This window comes from Klebsiella sp. H-Nf2 (assembly GCF_002806645.1).
GTDB classification, from domain to species: domain Bacteria; phylum Pseudomonadota; class Gammaproteobacteria; order Enterobacterales; family Enterobacteriaceae; genus Klebsiella; species Klebsiella variicola.
In genome coordinates this window covers 105,103-122,136 of the sequence record NZ_PIBL01000012.1, presented here as the reverse complement: position 1 = coordinate 122,136, position 17,034 = coordinate 105,103, and the positions used below count along the sequence as shown (strand labels likewise).

Annotated in this window: 16 protein-coding genes and 1 other annotated feature; of the genes, 4 read left to right on the top strand and 12 right to left on the bottom strand. The window is 57.0% G+C overall.

The window, feature by feature from the left end; all coding sequences use genetic code 11:
* The 4 genes from thrA to yjjY form a co-directional block, all read right to left on the bottom strand.
* Positions 1-2,463 (bottom strand): bifunctional aspartate kinase/homoserine dehydrogenase I, encoded by a 2,463-nt coding sequence (gene thrA / locus CWM58_RS22975; RefSeq protein WP_061155832.1) that lies wholly within the window; start codon positions 2,461-2,463, stop codon positions 1-3.
* Between the two features lie 25 nt (positions 2,464-2,488).
* Positions 2,489-2,606 (bottom strand) — a sequence feature (Thr leader region).
* On the bottom strand, positions 2,545-2,613 hold the full coding sequence (gene thrL / locus CWM58_RS22970; protein WP_004222578.1) for a thr operon leader peptide: 69 nt from the start codon (positions 2,611-2,613) through the stop codon (positions 2,545-2,547). Its footprint overlaps the feature before it by 62 nt.
* Positions 2,614-2,824: 211 nt before the next feature.
* Entirely contained in the window at positions 2,825-3,511 is a 687-nt protein-coding gene (locus tag CWM58_RS22965; protein WP_061155833.1) for a tRNA/rRNA methyltransferase, read from the bottom strand.
* Between the two features lie 396 nt (positions 3,512-3,907).
* Complete coding sequence (gene yjjY, locus CWM58_RS22955) at positions 3,908-4,048, bottom strand: protein YjjY (RefSeq protein WP_001541509.1); 141 nt, start codon at positions 4,046-4,048, stop codon at positions 3,908-3,910.
* Between the two features lie 95 nt (positions 4,049-4,143).
* On the opposite strand from yjjY, the gene arcA reads away from it, so the two are divergent.
* The gene (gene arcA, locus CWM58_RS22950) at positions 4,144-4,860 is read left to right on the top strand and encodes a two-component system response regulator ArcA (protein WP_002887843.1); all 717 of its coding nucleotides are present in this window, start codon (positions 4,144-4,146) and stop codon (positions 4,858-4,860) included.
* Between the two features lie 62 nt (positions 4,861-4,922).
* Here the strand turns inward: arcA and creD are convergent, their stop codons facing one another.
* The 4 genes from creD to creA are packed head-to-tail and all read right to left on the bottom strand — an operon-like array spanning position 4,923 to position 8,941.
* Positions 4,923-6,281, bottom strand: coding sequence for a cell envelope integrity protein CreD (gene creD / locus CWM58_RS22945; protein WP_165785839.1), 1,359 nt, complete (start codon positions 6,279-6,281; stop codon positions 4,923-4,925).
* Positions 6,282-6,341: 60 nt separating this feature from the next.
* A complete protein-coding gene (creC, locus tag CWM58_RS22940; RefSeq protein WP_100681866.1) occupies positions 6,342-7,766 on the bottom strand; it encodes a two-component system sensor histidine kinase CreC in 1,425 nt (474 codons plus the stop codon).
* Positions 7,766-8,455 (bottom strand): two-component system response regulator CreB, encoded by a 690-nt coding sequence (creB, locus tag CWM58_RS22935; RefSeq protein ID WP_100681865.1) that lies wholly within the window; start codon positions 8,453-8,455, stop codon positions 7,766-7,768. The genes creC and creB overlap by 1 nt, the downstream gene beginning before the upstream one ends.
* 12 nt (positions 8,456-8,467) lie before the next feature.
* Positions 8,468-8,941, bottom strand: coding sequence for a protein CreA (gene creA, locus CWM58_RS22930; RefSeq protein WP_012542917.1), 474 nt, complete (start codon positions 8,939-8,941; stop codon positions 8,468-8,470).
* 209 nt (positions 8,942-9,150) lie between these two features.
* Between creA and robA the strand changes: the two genes are divergently transcribed.
* A complete protein-coding gene (gene robA / locus CWM58_RS22925; RefSeq protein ID WP_008807515.1) occupies positions 9,151-10,020 on the top strand; it encodes an MDR efflux pump AcrAB transcriptional activator RobA in 870 nt (289 codons plus the stop codon).
* Here robA and gpmB read toward each other — a convergent pair.
* The gene (gene gpmB / locus CWM58_RS22920) at positions 10,017-10,664 is read right to left on the bottom strand and encodes a 2,3-diphosphoglycerate-dependent phosphoglycerate mutase GpmB (protein WP_074387112.1); all 648 of its coding nucleotides are present in this window, start codon (positions 10,662-10,664) and stop codon (positions 10,017-10,019) included. The two genes, robA and gpmB, sit on opposite strands and share 4 nt — an antisense overlap.
* Before the next feature lie 113 nt (positions 10,665-10,777).
* Here gpmB and yjjX point away from each other — a divergent pair, with 113 nt between their 5' ends.
* Entirely contained in the window at positions 10,778-11,293 is a 516-nt protein-coding gene (yjjX, locus tag CWM58_RS22915; protein ID WP_100681864.1) for an inosine/xanthosine triphosphatase, read from the top strand.
* On the opposite strand, the gene trpR is transcribed toward yjjX, so the two are convergent.
* Entirely contained in the window at positions 11,280-11,609 is a 330-nt protein-coding gene (trpR, locus tag CWM58_RS22910; RefSeq protein ID WP_012542918.1) for a trp operon repressor, read from the bottom strand. The two genes, yjjX and trpR, sit on opposite strands and share 14 nt — an antisense overlap.
* Positions 11,610-11,697: 88 nt before the next feature.
* Entirely contained in the window at positions 11,698-13,635 is a 1,938-nt protein-coding gene (sltY, locus tag CWM58_RS22905) for a murein transglycosylase (protein WP_100681878.1), read from the bottom strand.
* Positions 13,636-13,863: 228 nt separating this feature from the next.
* Between sltY and ettA the strand changes: the two genes are divergently transcribed.
* Entirely contained in the window at positions 13,864-15,531 is a 1,668-nt protein-coding gene (gene ettA / locus CWM58_RS22895; protein ID WP_061155838.1) for an energy-dependent translational throttle protein EttA, read from the top strand.
* 257 nt (positions 15,532-15,788) lie between these two features.
* On the opposite strand, the gene nadR is transcribed toward ettA, so the two are convergent.
* A complete protein-coding gene (gene nadR / locus CWM58_RS22890) occupies positions 15,789-17,021 on the bottom strand; it encodes a multifunctional transcriptional regulator/nicotinamide-nucleotide adenylyltransferase/ribosylnicotinamide kinase NadR (RefSeq protein ID WP_002887802.1) in 1,233 nt (410 codons plus the stop codon).
* Positions 17,022-17,034 lie beyond the last annotated feature (13 nt).

Below are 17,034 nucleotides of genomic sequence, written 5' to 3'. Positions count from 1 at the left end.
TTAAACTCCTAACTTCCAGGACAAGGTGCGCAGCAGGTCGGCAAATACGCCGGCCGCCGTGACGTCGTTCCCGGCACCATAGCCGCGCAGCACCAGCGGCAGTGGCTGATAATAGTGGCTGTAAAAGGCCAGCGCGTTCTCACCATTTTTGACTTTGAATAACGGATCGTTGCCGTCAACGGCGGCAATTTTCACGCGGCAGGTACCATCCTCTTCGATGTTACCAACGTAGCGCAAGACTTTACCTTCATCACGTGCCTTGGCAACCCGCGAAGCAAACCCATCGTCCAGCGACGGCAGACGGGCCATAAAGGTGTCGACGTCGCCGCTGGCGTCGAAGTCCGCCGGCAGCGCCGACTCCACGATAATGTCCGACAGCTCCAGTTCACGCCCGGTCTCACGGGCCAGAATCAACAGCTTACGCGCGACATCCACCCCGGATAAATCGTCGCGCGGATCCGGCTCGGTATACCCCATCTCACGGGCCAGCGCCGTCGCGGCTGAGAAACTCACCCCCTCGTCCAGCTTGCCGAAGATAAAGGACAGAGAGCCGGAAAGGATCCCGGAGAAGTGGCGCAGCTCATCGCCGGCGTTGAGCAGGTTCTGCAGGTTCTCAATCACCGGCAGGCCAGCGCCAACGTTAGTGTCATAGAGGAACTTGCGGCGCGAGCTGCTGGCCGCATGGCGCAGCTGGTGATAGTAATCCAGCGAAGAGGTATTGGCCTTTTTGTTCGGCGTCACCACATGGAAACCTTCGCGCAGGAAGTCGGCGTACTGATCGGCGACCGCCTGGCTGGAGGTACAGTCGACGATCACCGGATTGAGCAGGTGGTACTCTTTCACCAGACGGATCAGGCGGCCAAGATTAAACGGCTCTTTCGCCTCCGCCAGCGCTTCACTCCAGTTCTCCAGATTCAGGCCATGAACGCTGGTCAGCAGCGCCTGAGAATTGGCTACACCGCAGACGCGCAGATCGATATGTTTGTTCTTCAGCCATCCCTGCTGGCGCTTGATCTGCTCCAGCAGCGCGCCGCCGACGCCGCCGACGCCGATGACAAACACTTCAATCACCTGGTCGGTGTTGAACAGCATCTGGTGGGTTACACGCACGCCGGTGGTGGCGTCGTCATTGCTGACCACTACCGAAATAGAGCGCTCAGAAGAGCCCTGGGCAATCGCCACGATATTGATATTAGCGCGGGCCAGCGCCGCAAAGAATTTCGCCGAGATACCGCGCAGGGTACGCATCCCGTCGCCCACCACGGAGATGATGGCCAGACGCTCCATAATGGCCAGCGGCTCCAGCAGCCCCTCTTTCAGCTCGAGATAAAACTCATCTTCCATCGCCCGTTTGGCACGAGCGCAATCGCTCTGCGGCACGCAGAAACTGATGCTGTACTCCGAAGAGGATTGGGTGATCAATACCACCGAGATGCCAGCGCGGGACATGGTGGCGAAGACGCGGGCCGCCATACCGACCATACCTTTCATCCCTGGACCGGAGACGTTGAACATCGCCATATTGTTGAGGTTAGAGATGCCTTTCACCGGCAGGTCGTCTTCATCGCGACTGGCGCCGATGAGCGTTCCCGGCGCCTGCGGGTTGCCGGTATTTTTGATCAGGCATGGGATCTGAAACTGAGCGATAGGGGCAATGGTGCGCGGATGCAGCACTTTCGCGCCAAAGTAGGAGAGCTCCATCGCCTCCTGATAAGACATTGATTTCAGCAGACGCGCATCTGGCACCTGGCGCGGATCGCAGGTATACACCCCGTCGACATCGGTCCAGATTTCGCAACAGTCCGCGCGCAGGCAGGCGGCCAGTACCGCAGCCGAATAGTCGGAGCCGTTACGCCCCAGCACCACCAGTTCGCCCTTCTCATTGCCAGCGGTAAATCCGGCCATCAGGATCATATGGTCTGCCGGGATCTGGCTGGCGGCAATGCGGCGGGTGGATTCGGCGATATCGACCGTGGATTCCAGATAGTGGCCCACTGCGAGCAGTTTTTCGACCGGGTTAATCACACTGACTTTATGACCACGGGCTTCCAGCAGACCCGCCATGATGGCGATGGAGAGCTTTTCGCCACGGCAGATCAGCGCGGCATTCACTCCGTCCGGGCACTGGCCCAGCAGGCTGATGCCGTGCAGGACATGCTTAATCTGAGCAAATTCCTGCTCAACGAAGGCTTTCAGCTGGGCAAGCGGGAAAGCGGGCTGGGCATCGGCAAGGCCCTGAAGAAGTTCGGCAAAAATGCGTTCAGCGTCGGTAATATTCGGGAGGGCATCCTGGCCACCGATCGTTTTTTCAATCATCGCCACCAGATGGTTGGTGATCTTCGCCGGGGCAGACAGTACGGTCGCTACCTGCCCCTGCCTGGCATTACTCTCCAGAATATCGGCAACCCGCAGAAAACGTTCCGCATTTGCCACTGATGTACCGCCGAACTTCAACACTCGCATGGTTCTTACCCCTTGATCTCTTGTCAAAAAAAAAGCCCGCACTGTTCAGGTGCGGGCTTTTTTCTGTGTTTCCTGTACGCGTCAGCCCGCACCGTTACCTGTGGTAATGGTGGTGGTGATAATGGTGGTAATCATGCCGATGCGATTCATGGATGTTGTGTACTCTGTATTTTTATCTGTCTGTGTGTCCTGCCTATATTGGTTAAAGTATCTGCCTTCTTAAGTCAATGAATTTCTCAATTAACCCTATTTCAGCCAGCTTGCGTATTGCGCCGTCACGGCAAGAAAAAACATCCAGATCGGCGGAACCCAGCCCTCAAAAACAGCACAGATAACCATAATTAAAAAATATGACAGAGCTTTATTCCGGGAGGTTTTTTTCAATATCATGCAGCAATCGATGCAACATTGCCGTGTCGCGCTGCTGCAGAAGCCCCATTCGTTGCGCCAGCCAGTCGACCAGTTTGGCATCCTCCTCCACGCCTAAACGCGAAAGTAATGCCTCGGTGCGGACGCGTAACGCCTGCAGCTGATGATGGTCTGCGGCGGCGGCGGTGGGCGCCGTTTGTTGCATTAGCGATGCTAATTGATAACAGTAGACCATCACCGACTGGCCGAGATTCAGCGACGGATAATCCGCCACCATCGGCACGCCGGTGAGCACATCGGCCAGGGCCAGCTCCTCGTTGCTCAACCCGGAATCTTCACGGCCAAATACCAGCGCCGCATGCGTCATCCACTGCGCCTTCTCCTCCAGCAGAGGTAACAGCTGCTGCGGCGTGGCGTAATAGTGAAACCGCGCGCGACTACGGGCGGTGGTGGCGACGGTAAAATCGACGTCGTGCAGCGCTTCGGCAAGGGTTGGATAGGTGGTGATGCCATCGAGGATATCGCCTGAGCCATGCGCCACCCAGCGTGCCGCCGGCGCCAGGTGGGCTTCACTGTCCACGATCCGTAGATCGCGAAATCCCATGGTCTTCATCGCTCTGGCGGCGGCGCCGACGTTTTCTGCCCGGGCTGGGGCCACTAAAATGATCGTTAAACGCATTGCAGTTTCTTTCTCTCTCTCAGGCGTTGGCGAAGCGCTGGCCGCACCATTTTACGCGGTGAAAATTTACAAATTTGCAACAAAAATCACTAAAATTGCGTTTGCTTACCCATAAAAAAATCTAAACTGTTCTCAGGAGGCCATGACAAGAAGTATGTTAACAGAACCCATTTATCCATATGATGGGCAATGAAATTTCATCTGAGGTATCGTTCCACGCATTGGATTCACTGTATTTATTAATTTATCCACGCAACTAGTTGAGCTGTGTAAGGATTGTGACTATAAAGAGCATGACGATGCAATGATTTCACAAGACTGTTAACGTGCTACAATTGAACTTGATATATGTCAACGAAGCGTAGTTTTATTGGGTGTTCGGCCTCTCTTAGCCTGTTATGTTGCTGTTAAAATGGTTAGGATGACAGCCGTTTTTGACACCGTCGGGTCCAGAGGGAAAGTACCCACGACCAAGCTAATGATGTTGTTGACGTTGATGGAAAGTGCATCAAGAACGCAATTACGTACTTTAGTCATGTTACGCCGCGCATGTTAATTTGCGACATGCAGCAGGCAGGTCAGGGACTTTGGTACTTCCTGTTTCGATTTAGTTGGCAATTTAGGTAGCAAACATGCAGACCCCGCACATTCTTATCGTTGAAGACGAGTTGGTAACACGCAACACGTTAAAAAGTATTTTCGAAGCAGAAGGTTACGATGTATTCGAAGCGACCGATGGCGCGGAAATGCATCAGATCCTGTCTGAAAATGATATCAACCTGGTGATCATGGATATCAACCTGCCGGGTAAAAATGGTCTTCTGCTGGCGCGCGAGTTGCGTGAGCAGGCTGACGTCGCGCTGATGTTTTTAACTGGCCGCGACAACGAAGTGGATAAGATCCTTGGCCTCGAAATCGGCGCTGACGACTATATCACTAAACCGTTTAACCCGCGTGAACTGACTATCCGCGCGCGCAACCTGCTCTCCCGTACCATGAATCTCGGTACCGTGAGCGAAGAGCGCCGCAGCGTGGAGAGCTACAAGTTCAATGGTTGGGAACTCGATATCAACAGCCGCTCACTGGTGAGCCCGAACGGCGAGCAGTACAAGCTGCCGCGCAGTGAATTCCGCGCGATGCTGCACTTCTGCGAAAACCCGGGCAAAATTCAGTCTCGCGCCGAGCTGCTGAAGAAAATGACCGGTCGTGAGCTGAAGCCACATGACCGTACCGTTGATGTGACCATTCGTCGGATTCGTAAACACTTCGAGTCTACTCCGGATACCCCGGAAATCATCGCCACTATTCACGGTGAAGGCTACCGTTTCTGTGGCGATCTGCAGGAATAATGCGTTTTATTCCGCAGCCATGATGTGAAAACGGCGCCCCAAGGGCGCCGTTTTTTATGCCGTCACTCTTTCCAGAGGCGCAGCTTGTCATCATCGGCAGCCGGCGGCGGAGGCGCACTGCCTTTCGGTAACGATAACGCATACCAGTCCACCCGGCGGGTCAAAAACATCAGGACGCTCAGCGCCAGCGCCAGTACCCCGGTACCCAGCAGCAGCGCGCTGTCCTCGGAATGCAGCAGAAACCACATCACCCCATCCAGCAGTAGCAGCGCGGCGACAAACAGCAGGCTGTTACGCCATCCCCTGAGCACTGCCTGTAAATAGACCCCGTTCATCACCGCGCCGGACAGGCTGGCCGCCAGCCAGGCGGCGGTAAACCCAACGTGCTCCGAAAGCGCCAGCAGCACCAGGTAAAACAGCACCAGCGACAGGCCCACCAGCAGATACTGCATTGGATGCAGGGGACGATGAGTCAGGCTCTCGAACACGAAAAAGGCCATAAAGGTCAGCCCAATTAACAGGATGGCGTATTTTGTCGCCCGGTCGGTTAGCTGGTACTGGTCGGCAAGCGACATCACATCGGCACTGAACGCTGGCAGCCGCGACCACGGGATCTCCATATCATCCTTGAAATAGCTACCCATATCGTTGGCGAACCAGCTGCTTTGCCAGTGGGCGCGATAGCCGGCAGCACTCACTTCCCGTTGCGTTGGCAGGAAGCTGCCGAGAAAGCCGGGATGCGGCCAGTTACTGGTCAACTGCAGTTCGCTGTTACGCCCGATCGGCACCAGTGAAAATTCTCCCGTCCCGTTCAGCTCGAGAGAAAAGGCAATCTCAAGCGGCTTGTTGTCCTCCGCCAGCGCAGGCATTGGCATATGAATACCTGCGCCATCGCCGCTTATCCCCAGCCCCGGCTCCACGCTTAATACGTTACCGTTGACCTCCGGGGCATGGATGGCGCCAATACCGCGGGCATCGCCGACGCTCACCACCAGCCGCGGCTGGCCCAGGACAATATTCGATTTTCTCAGCGCCGCCAGACGCAGCGGATCAAACGAGGCCTTAATCTGCAGGGCGTTATGCCAGACCTGGCCGCTGTAGATGCCTACCCTCCGCGACTCCACGGTCTGTTTGCCGTTGACCGCCAACGACTCCGGCAGCCAGTAGTACTCCCAGCGCCGCTGATATTCGACCTCTTTTTGGTTCTCCATGCGGGTCAGGGTCTCGGTCACCGGAATGGCGATCAGCGGCCCGGCGAGTTTTTGCGAGCCACTGGTGCTCTGCTCAATGGCGTCCACCACCTCGCTGCGATAATCCGCCCGCTCATTAATAAGCTCCCTGACCATCATTAGCGGCAAAGATAACAGCACGACACAACCGATTAACGTGGTGATTTTCCAGAATAACGGTGATTTCAACATAGCCTTTCTCCCTATCGTGATGGCCTCACTGTAGGGCGGCTATGTGGGGGGAATTTGAAGCTATGTGAAGGGACGGTGAAGTCGCAGCGTGGCGACCGCACCGCCTTCGGGACGATTGTGCAGACGAATATCGCCCTGATGCAGGCGCGCCACTTCACGAACGAACGCCAGTCCAAGGCCGCTGCTCTTATGGCCATTTTCGCGCGGCAGCGAGTAGAAGCGTTCAAAAATACGCGCCTGCGCATAGTCCGGAATACCACACCCGTTATCGATGACGCTCAGTTGCACCTCTTCATTCCGCTTCTCCGCGGCCAGGACGATCTCGCCGCCCTGGGGGGTAAAATCAATCGCGTTGTCGAGCAGGTTACCCAGCGCCTGGGCCAGCAGTTCGCCATCACCATTGACGGTTATTCCGCACGTCTGCCAGCGCAGAGTGATGGCTTTCGTCGCCAGGGCGATGTCGCGCTCCTCCGTAAGGCGTTGGAATAGCGCGTCAACCGATACCGGCTGCCGCTTTATCTCCAGCTGGTTTTCCAGTCGTGCCTGCTGGAGCAATCGCTCTACCAGCAGCTGCATCCGGGTGTTCTGCGCAAGGATATTGGCGGTAAACCGCGCCGCGACCTCAGGCGGAGGCCCTTCACGCAGGATCTCCGCCGCACCGCGGATGGCCGCCAGCGGGCTCTTCAGCTCGTGAGTCAGGTCATAGACATAGTTTTCGATGGCATTTTTACCCTCAAGCTTCACCCGCATGCTCTCGAGGGCCTGCGCCAGCTTGCGCAGTTCGCTGCTGCCCACCTCAGGCAGCGGCAGCGGACGCTCCGCGGTCACCGAGTCCGCATAGCGCACCAGCTTGCCGATAGAAAAATTGATCCACCAGACGACGCCGCAGCCAATCAACAGCGCAATGCCCAGCAGGGCGCCACCGGCCCAGAGGATCCGCCGCTCGCTGCGCTTAATGACCGGCGTCATCGCCAGGTTGGGTTTACCGACGCTCAGCACGCCGATAATCCGCCCCTCATCCATCACTGGCGCGGCGATATACATGACTGAGCTGGTTTCATCATTCGGATCGCTGCGTGTACTGCGCGCGCCGTACTGGCCGCGCAAGGTGAGCCAGACGTCGTTCCAGCGCGAATAGTCCTGCCCTGTCGCCTGCCCGCTGGAGTCAAACACCACTTTGCCCCTGGCATCAGTCAGATAGACACGGTACTCATTACGCACCTTTTTAATTCCGCCAATATGGGCGTTGAGAGGCTGCTGGTTGAGCTGTTGAAAGGCCTGCGCCAGCCTGCCCTGCTGCGGGTTTGCCGCCAGCAGGTCTTCACGTGCCAGCGCCGCCAGCAGGGTGGCGGTATCGTTGAGGGTCCCCTCCGTCGCCCGGCGCACGCCCGGCTTCACTTCCTGGACAAAGATCGACAGCACAAACCACGCGGCGATAGCGACGATAAGAAAATAGCCCAGCAGCAGACGCATGCCGATGCGCATCAGCCACGCCCCAGGCTGTAGCCCATGCCGCGATGGGTATTGATCGGCGTAACCTCAGGATTCACTGCCCGCAGCTTGGCGCGCAGGGTTTTGATATGGGTATCGACGGTACGGTCGAGGCTTTCCCAGGCATCGCTCCACACCAGCTCCATTAGCTGCTGACGGGAGAAGACGCGACCGGGCGCATGCAGCAGGGTTTTCAACAGCAGGAATTCGTAGCGCGTCAGGTTCAGCGGCTGGCCGAACCAGCTTATCGACGCCGCCTGCTCATCGAGCACAAACTCGCCGACGCGTACCACCGGCGAAGGCGCGGCAAACTTCTGCAGTCGCCGCAGCACGGTTCGCACCCGCGCGCAGACTTCGCGCGGCGAAAACGGCTTGGCGATATAATCGTCAGCGCCTATTTCCAGCCCGAGCAGTTTATCGACCTCGTCGCTCCGCGCCGTCAGAAACAGCACCGGCAGCGCCGGATAACGCGTCAGCAGGCGCCGACAGAGCTCGAAGCCGCTGATATCCGGCAAGCCGACGTCGAGGATGGCGACATCGGGCGCCTGATGCGCCGCCGCCTCCAGCGCGGGCAACCCGCGGCCAAAGATGGTGACCTGGAAGCCCTCCTGCTGCAGCATATAAACCAAGGTATCAGCGATACTCTGTTCATCCTCAACTAACCAAATCCGTGGCTGCTGCATGCGCGCTCCCGTTTATTTATTCCATGGCATGATCGGTACGGCGCTGATGGCGTTCTTCGGCGAGCCATCAACCACTTTATCCGAGTAGGTCAAATAGACCAGCGCATTGCGCTTCGCATCATAGAAGCGAACAACCTGCAGTTTTTTAAACACCAGCGAGGTGCGCTTCTGGAACACCACGTCGCCCTGGCTTTTGCCGTTTTTGATTTTGTCCGTCAGCTCAATCGGCCCGACCTGCTGGCAGGAGATGGCCGCGTCGGAGGTATCTTCCGCCAGCCCCAACCCGCCCTTGATCCCGCCGGTTTTCGCCCGGCTGATATAGCAGGTCACGTTCTGCACATCCGGATCGTCAAAGGCTTCGACGACAATTTTGTGATCCGGCCCTAACCATTTGAAGACCGTATCCACGGAACCAATCTGCTCCGCCTGAGCCATCTGGCAGCCGGCCAGCAGCAGCAGGCCCATCGCAAACTTCTTGTATTTCATATTGTTACCATTATTAAAAAATATAGCTGAGTGATTATCACGCACTTAGCAGAAAAGGTTTATAGATCACAGCTTTACAAAATTATCGTTCAGCTCCACTGACCTTCCGCATTTAAAAGCAAAAAAAACACTGAATGCTAAAACATCAAAAAATGCTATTATCCGCTACTTTAATATCAGGCACCTGTGTTTAAGGATGGGGACATTTTATGGATCAAGCAGGGATTATTCGCGATCTCCTTAGCTGGCTGGAAGGTCACCTGGATCAGCCGCTTTCTCTGGACAATGTGGCGGCGAAGGCAGGTTATTCCAAGTGGCATTTACAGCGAATGTTTAAGGATGTCACCGGCCATGCCATCGGTGCCTATATTCGCGCGCGCCGGTTATCGAAATCTGCTGTCGCATTACGTCTTACCGCCCGTCCAATCCTTGATATTGCGCTTCAGTACCGCTTCGACTCCCAGCAGACCTTCACCCGGGCATTTAAAAAGCAGTTCTCGCTGACGCCGGCGCTCTACCGCCGCTCACCGGACTGGAGCTCGTTCGGTATGCGTCCGCCGCTGCGTCTTGGCGAATTCACGCTGCCAAAACATGAATTTGTCGCCCTGCCTACCACTCAGTTGCTCGGCGTCACCCAGAGCTATACCTGTAAGCTCGAGGAAATCTCCGATTTCCGCAACCAGATGCGCGTCCAGTTCTGGCGGGACTTCCTCGGTAATTCGCCGTCGATCCCTCCGGTGCTCTACGGGCTGCATGAGCCGCGTCCGAGCCTGGAGAAGGACGATGAGCAGGAAGTGTTCTATACCACCGCGCTGACGCCGGAGATGGCTAATGGCCATCTGCAGAACGCCCATCCGGTCACCCTGGAGGGCGGCGAGTATGTCATGTTTACGTATGAAGGACTGGGCACCGGCCTGCAGGAATTCATCCTGACGGTCTACGGCACCTGCATGCCGATGCTAAACCTGACCCGTCGCAAGGGGCTGGATATTGAACGCTTCTACCCTGAGGATGAAAACCGGGATCAGGCTACGCCGATTCAGTTACGCTGCGAGTATCTGATCCCGATTCGTCGTTAACGCTGCAGCTCGTCCATCGCGGGGGCGTCAAGATGCGAGACGTCGCCCGCCGTTTCCACCACCCAGCCGGAAGCCAGCCACGGGCTTTGCTGATAGTCGACGCGCGAGATAGAGCAGTTGCGCAGTCGCAGACGACGCTCAGCGTATGCCGGCAGCCCTAAAATCGTGCTCACCAGGCAGCCCAGCGCCATACCATGACTCACCAGCAGCGGTCGGCTACCGGCCGGTAACTCCAGACAGGATGCCAGCGCCGCATGCATTCGCTCGCTGAGCTCCTGCATCGATTCGCCCTGCGGAATACGACCATCCGGCGTGCCGTTGACCAGCTGGCGACGCCAGCCCTCTTCTTCTTCGCTGAGCGAGTCGATATGGCGCTTCTCCAGCACCCCCATATCCAGCTCGCGCAGACGCGCATCGGCGATCACGCTGCAACCACAGGCTTCGGCGATAATCTCTGCTGTACGGCGGGTTCGCCCCAGATCGCTGGTAATGATATGGGTGATCCCCAGCGTTCTGGCGCGCTCGCCAACCTGCCAGGCCTGGCGCTCACCGTGTGCGGTCAGCGGGCTATCGGACTGACCCTGAATACGTCGCTCGGCGTTCCACTGCGTTTCACCGTGGCGAACAAGGTATACCTGTAACATGCTTTTATTCCGTTCTGAACTCGTCATCAACCAGCTTAGGGCATTACCGCCTGCCCTGAGGGTGATTTAGAGTATACTGCGATGACTTTAGTTTATTCTGAGTTGTTTTGATTATGCACCATGTTGTCTCAGCGACCACTAATCCCGCCAAAATTCAGGCAATTCTGCAGGCTTTTAACGAGATTTTCGGCGAAGGATCCTGCCATATTGAGTCCATCTCCGTCGAGAGCGGCGTGCCGGAACAGCCCTTCGGCAGCGAGGAAACGCGCGCTGGCGCACGAAATCGTGTCGCCAATGCGCGCCTTATCCAGCCCGATGCCGATTTCTGGGTGGCCATTGAGGCCGGTATCGACGATGGCAGCACCTTTAGCTGGGTGGTCATTGAAAGCGCTGATCGGCGCGGAGAAGCGCGCTCAGCCACGCTGCCGTTACCTGAGGTTATTCTTGAGCAGGTTCGCGCTGGTGAAGCCCTGGGACCGGTCATGTCGCAGTATACCGGCATCAACCAGATCGGTCGTAAAGAGGGAGCGATTGGGGTTTTCACCGGTGGAAAATTAACCCGCAGCAGCGTTTACCATCAGGCGGTCGTGCTGGCGTTGAGCCCGTTCCATAACGCTATTTATCGCTAGTCAGCAGCGTCTGTTCCAGCCACTGACGCAGTTCGGCCGGCGCTGATTTCAGGCTGTTTGACCCGCGGGTGATGGTCGCAATCCCGGCGCCGAGCTCATTTTTCAGCTCGCGCTGGCTCATCTCGCCGCGCAGCAGCTCTTCAATAATGCGCACCCGGGTGCCCAGCGCTTCGCGCTCGTCGGGTGTCAGCATCAGCTGCAGCAATGGCAGATGCAGATCCTCAGCATAGGCCTGCTGTAACAGCGCCACAAAGCGCAGCCACTCCTGATGACGTTGTTCGGCAACGGCCGCGGAATAAGGAGATTGTTGGGTCATATCGCGCCACCATATTGAGACGGGCAGCTTACGCTGCCCGTCGAATGTACTCTTCAACGAGTACAAAGCATAACATACTTCCCGGCGATCAGTAACGCTGCCGCCACTCCGCATCGCTGAACAGCTTATCCTGCTGGCCCATAAAGTAGCGATAGTAGGCGTCATAGGAGAGGACATTCTTCACGTAGCCACGGGTTTCCGAGAACGGAATACTCTCGATAAACGCCACCGCATCGATCCGTCCGGCGCTGTTCCCCTGCCAGGTACGAACCCGGCCCGGCCCGGCGTTATAGGCCGCCGAGGCATAGATACGGTTATTGCCGAACTGCTGGTAGACATACTGCAGATAGCTGGTGCCGATATTGATATTGGTTTCCGGATCCAGCAGCTGCGACGGGCCGCTGTAGCCGGGAATGCTGAACATACTGACGGTATGCGTCGCGGTGCCCGGCATAATCTGCATCAGTCCGCTGGCGCCAACCGGCGAGCGCACTTTCGGGTTCCAGGCACTCTCCTGACGAGCAATCGCCATCGCATAGCTCTGCGGGATATCTTTGCCACTGATGTAACGCGCGAACAGATCGTTATACGCCAGCGGGAAGCGCTCCTCCAGCTGATCCCACAGTTTGCCGGCGATCGTCGCCTGCACGCTCAGATCCCACCAGTGCTGATCAAAAGCGTAACGCGCCAGCTGCGCCTGCTGGGATTTGGTACGGCTGGTGACCAGATTCGCCCATTCGGTGCGCGCGGTGTTATCCATATTCCAGTACATCAGTTCGCGTACCCGCGCCATCTCCGGACCGGAAGCCAGCGCCGGATCGATCGTTCCCGAGGCTTTATCGATGCGGAAGGTATACTCCTCGCCAAGTCGCTGCGCAGCGACCATCGGGTAGAAGCCTCGCTGTTGCATCAACGAGCGAAGGATCGCCTGCGCCTCCTCGTCCCTGCCGCGCTCCAGCAGCAGATCCGCTTGCCAGTAGCGCCATTCGTCTTTCTCTTTCGCCTCCATTGGCAGGCGCGCCAGCCAGGTGTTCAGACCATGGCGATCGCCCGTCCCCAAGGCCATCCGCACCCGCCGCTCCACCAGCGGTGTGGACTGCGAGCGCATGATTGCGTCATCACGCCAGATAGCCTGCTCTTCGGTTACATCGGTACCCATCAGGCGCCAGGCGACAATATCACGTAACTCCTGAGTCTGATCCTCATTGAGCTGCTGAGCCTGCACCAGCGAAGGGATCATCAGGCGGGCATTTTCCACATCCTGACGGGCGACGCTGGCGAAGGCGACGGCGGCCATCTGGCGGGTAAAGTCGGTCGCTCCGGTGGTGCGGGCGAAGGTCAGGACGCTGTTTGGATCGTTAGCCAGCGCGACGACGGCGGAAGCGATGCTCTGATAGTTGGCGGGCATCTGCTGAGCCAGCGATTTGACCAGCCCGATATTGCCGGCCTTCATCGCCAGGCGGATCCGTTCTAGATAGGCCAGCGGATCCTGCTGTCCGGAGTCACGCCAGGCGCTGAACAGCGGCTCACAGGCGCCAGGCTGGTTCTTGCCCGTCAGCCACAGGTCTTTCGCCCCGCTCCAGGCTTCCTGCGACTGCCCCACGCTCAGCTTGGCGTAGTAATAGCTGCACTGCGCCTCGGTGCTGGTCGGCTTATCGGGACTAAACGCCAGTAGGCCGCGCCAGTCGCTGCGCCGGGCCAGTTCATTCACAAAGCGCGAACGTAATGAACGCGCCGGGGGCAGCGTCGGATTGGCGTCAATAAAGTTTTTCACTACCAGCGCCGGCTGGTTCATCAGATCATCGGTGATCTGCCGGTACTGCAAATAGGGATACAGGGGATAAGTGCTTAACGTGGGCATCAGCTGATCGACCACATCCATCTGCCGGCTATCCCACGCCTGCTTAATTTGTGCGTAGCGACTGCGTTGTTCATCCAGTGAATCCGCATGCGCCAGCTGACTCAACGTCAACAGACCAACGCTGGCAGCCAAAAGATGCCACGCTATTTTTTTGGCTTTTTCCACAAGCTCTTCCTCTTTCCGGTGCATTTTCGCAGCATCGTGCCGCTTAAAAGCCCCTGCCGGTTCGGCAGGCAGCTTTACTTATGCTAATCAGACAACGCTAAACGCGCCATGTCCTGGACATTTTTTTACGCTTCTGTGAATCCTGTCGCCTCGCTGGGATTAGCGCGCGAAAAAGGCTACACTTCGGCTTTGAACTATCTATCAAAATAGAAAGAGGCGAAGTCCAACGTGGCTCAATTCGTTTATACCATGCATCGTGTCGGCAAAGTGGTTCCGCCGAAACGTCATATTTTGAAAAATATCTCCCTCAGCTTCTTCCCTGGCGCGAAAATCGGTGTGCTTGGTCTGAACGGCGCCGGTAAATCTACCCTGCTGCGCATCATGGCCGGTATCGACACCGAGATCGAAGGTGAAGCGCGTCCGCAGCCTGGCCTCAAAATCGGCTACCTGCCGCAGGAGCCGCAGCTCAACCCGGAGCACACTGTGCGTGAGTCCGTTGAAGAAGCGGTCGCCGAAGTGGTTAACGCGCTGAAGGGTCTGGACGAAGTCTATGCCAAATACGCCGAGCCGGATGCGGATTTCGATAAGCTTGCCGCTCAGCAAGGCAAGTTCGAAGAGATTATCCAGGCGCACGACGGTCACAACCTGAACGTGCAGCTTGAGCGCGCGGCCGATGCCCTGCGTCTGCCGGACTGGGATGCGAAAATTGCTAATCTTTCCGGTGGTGAACGCCGCCGCGTCGCGCTGTGCCGCCTGCTGCTGGAAAAACCAGACATGCTGCTGCTCGACGAACCGACTAACCACCTGGATGCCGAGTCCGTCGCCTGGCTGGAACGCTTCCTGCACGACTTTGAAGGTACCGTCGTAGCGATTACCCACGACCGTTACTTCCTCGACAACGTCGCCGGCTGGATCCTCGAGCTTGACCGCGGCGAAGGTATTCCGTGGGAAGGTAACTACTCCTCCTGGCTGGAGCAGAAAGATCAGCGCCTGGCACAGGAAGCGTCTCAGGAAGCGGCGCGTCGCAAATCTATCGAGAAAGAACTCGAGTGGGTTCGCCAGGGCGCCAAAGGCCGTCAGTCCAAGGGCAAAGCCCGTCTGGCACGCTTTGAAGAGCTTAACAACGTCGAATACCAGAAACGTAACGAAACCAACGAACTGTTCATTCCGCCAGGCGCGCGTCTGGGCGATAAAGTTCTGGAAGTCAGCAACCTGCGTAAATCCTACGGCGACCGTCTGCTGATCGACGATCTGAGCTTCTCGGTACCGAAAGGCGCTATCGTTGGTATCATCGGTCCGAACGGCGCGGGTAAATCTACCCTGTTCCGCATGATGTCCGGCCAGGAACAACCAGATTCCGGCACCATCACCCTGGGTGAAACCGTTAAGCTGGCCTCCGTCGATCAGTTCCGCGACGCGATGGACAACAGCAAGACCGTGTGGGAAGAAGTGTCCGGCGGCCTGGATATCATGAAGATCGGCAACACCGAGATGCCGAGCCGCGCCTACGTGGGCCGCTTTAACTTCAAAGGCGTCGACCAGGGTAAACGCGTTGGCGAACTGTCCGGCGGTGAACGCGGTCGTCTGCACCTGGCGAAGCTGCTGCAGGTGGGCGGTAACGTCCTGCTGCTCGATGAACCAACCAACGACCTGGATATCGAAACCCTGCGCGCGCTGGAAAACGCCCTGCTGGAGTTCCCGGGCTGCGCGATGGTTATCTCGCACGACCGCTGGTTCCTTGACCGTATCGCCACCCACATTCTGGATTACCAGGATGAAGGTAAAGTTGAGTTCTTCGAAGGTAACTTTACCGAGTACGAAGAGTACAAGAAACGCACTCTCGGCGCCGACGCGCTGGAGCCGAAGCGAATCAAGTACAAGCGTATCGCGAAATAAAACGCAAAAAGGCAACTTCGGTTGCCTTTTTTAATGTTTGCTCCCTCTCCCACCGGGAGAGGGCTGGGGTGAGGGCAAGGTAAATACAAAAAGGCAACGCAAGTTGCCTTTTTTAGGGTTTGCTCCCTCTCCCACCGGGAGAGGGTTGGGGTGAGGGTAAGGTAAATACAAAAAGGCAACGCAAGTTGCCTTTTTTAGGGTTTGCTCCCTCTCCCACCGGGAGAGGGCTGGGGTGAGGGCAACAGCCCGCAGAGGACCTACCCCTGCTCCCCCATCAGCTGCTTCACCAGCTCGACGCAGCGCAGGAAGCGCGCATCGTAGTCCGACTCCTTAACATGGACAAACTCGATCTCGTTCTCTTTCAGCAGCGACACCAGCAGCGACTGAAACTCCTTGCGATCCACTGAGCTCCCAAGACTGCGCAGTCCATCGGCCACCCACGGGGTATTGTTCTCCAGCAGGATCACCAGGTCGAAACGGTATTCATCAATCAGCGCCTGCACGAACGGGTGCTCACGCCCTTCGTACTTCAGGCAGAAGGCCTGAGTGCTGACGAAATCGGTATCGATAAATGCCACTTTGTTGGCGTATTTCACTGCAAAATCAATATACTGCGCATGTCCGAGGGCAATTTTATCGTAATCCGAATACTGGAGCGCCATCTCATCGCCGCCGAGATGCGAAAAGACATAATCCCGGCCATACTCCCAGGCGCTGGTGGTATTGAAGATATTGGCGAGCTTATTGACCAGCGTCGATTTACCGCTCGACTCGCCGCCGAGGATCGCCACCGTCCGCACAAAGAACGGTTTCACTTCCGTCGGAATATATTCCCAGTAGCGGAACGGGTTCTCACGGATCTGCCCGCCGCTAATATTCATAAAGGTCCGCTTAGGATCGATAAGCACCGTCTCGATCCCCAGATGCTCAAGGTACTGCGGCGCATCGGCCTCTTCCGAGGTATAGATCCGGTTCGGCTCGATCCCTTTTTCGCTCATAAAAGCGCGGATCCCATGACTCCAGACGTCCCAGCCGTGCGGATAGGGCTCCATTCCCTCTTCATTGAAGGCGTGGATGCGAATATTCTTCTGATATTTAAAGGTCTGCAGCAGCCAGCGCAGGCGGTCAGGCACCGTCGGCTGTTGCGACATGGCGCTCTCTTCAAACAGCTCGCGGTCGCGGGTGTCATCATAGCCCATGATGATATGCAGCTCATCGACCTGACTACAGGCGCGCTGTATCAGGTAGATATGCCCGGTATGCAGCGGGTAAAACTTACCAAACACCACACCGACGCTTTTCTGTCGGCGGGGGAACTCCAGCCCGAGAAAACGATGCAGTGCTTCAAGCTTCTGCGCGCTCGGGCTTTTGATTTTGGCGTTCAACAGCTGGCTGAGATACCCTTTGGTCATCCCGCTGGCTTCCGCCACCTGCTGCAGCGTACAGCCTTTCTGCTTAATGGCGCTTTTCAAATAGTCAAATGACGACATCGCTAATCTCCTT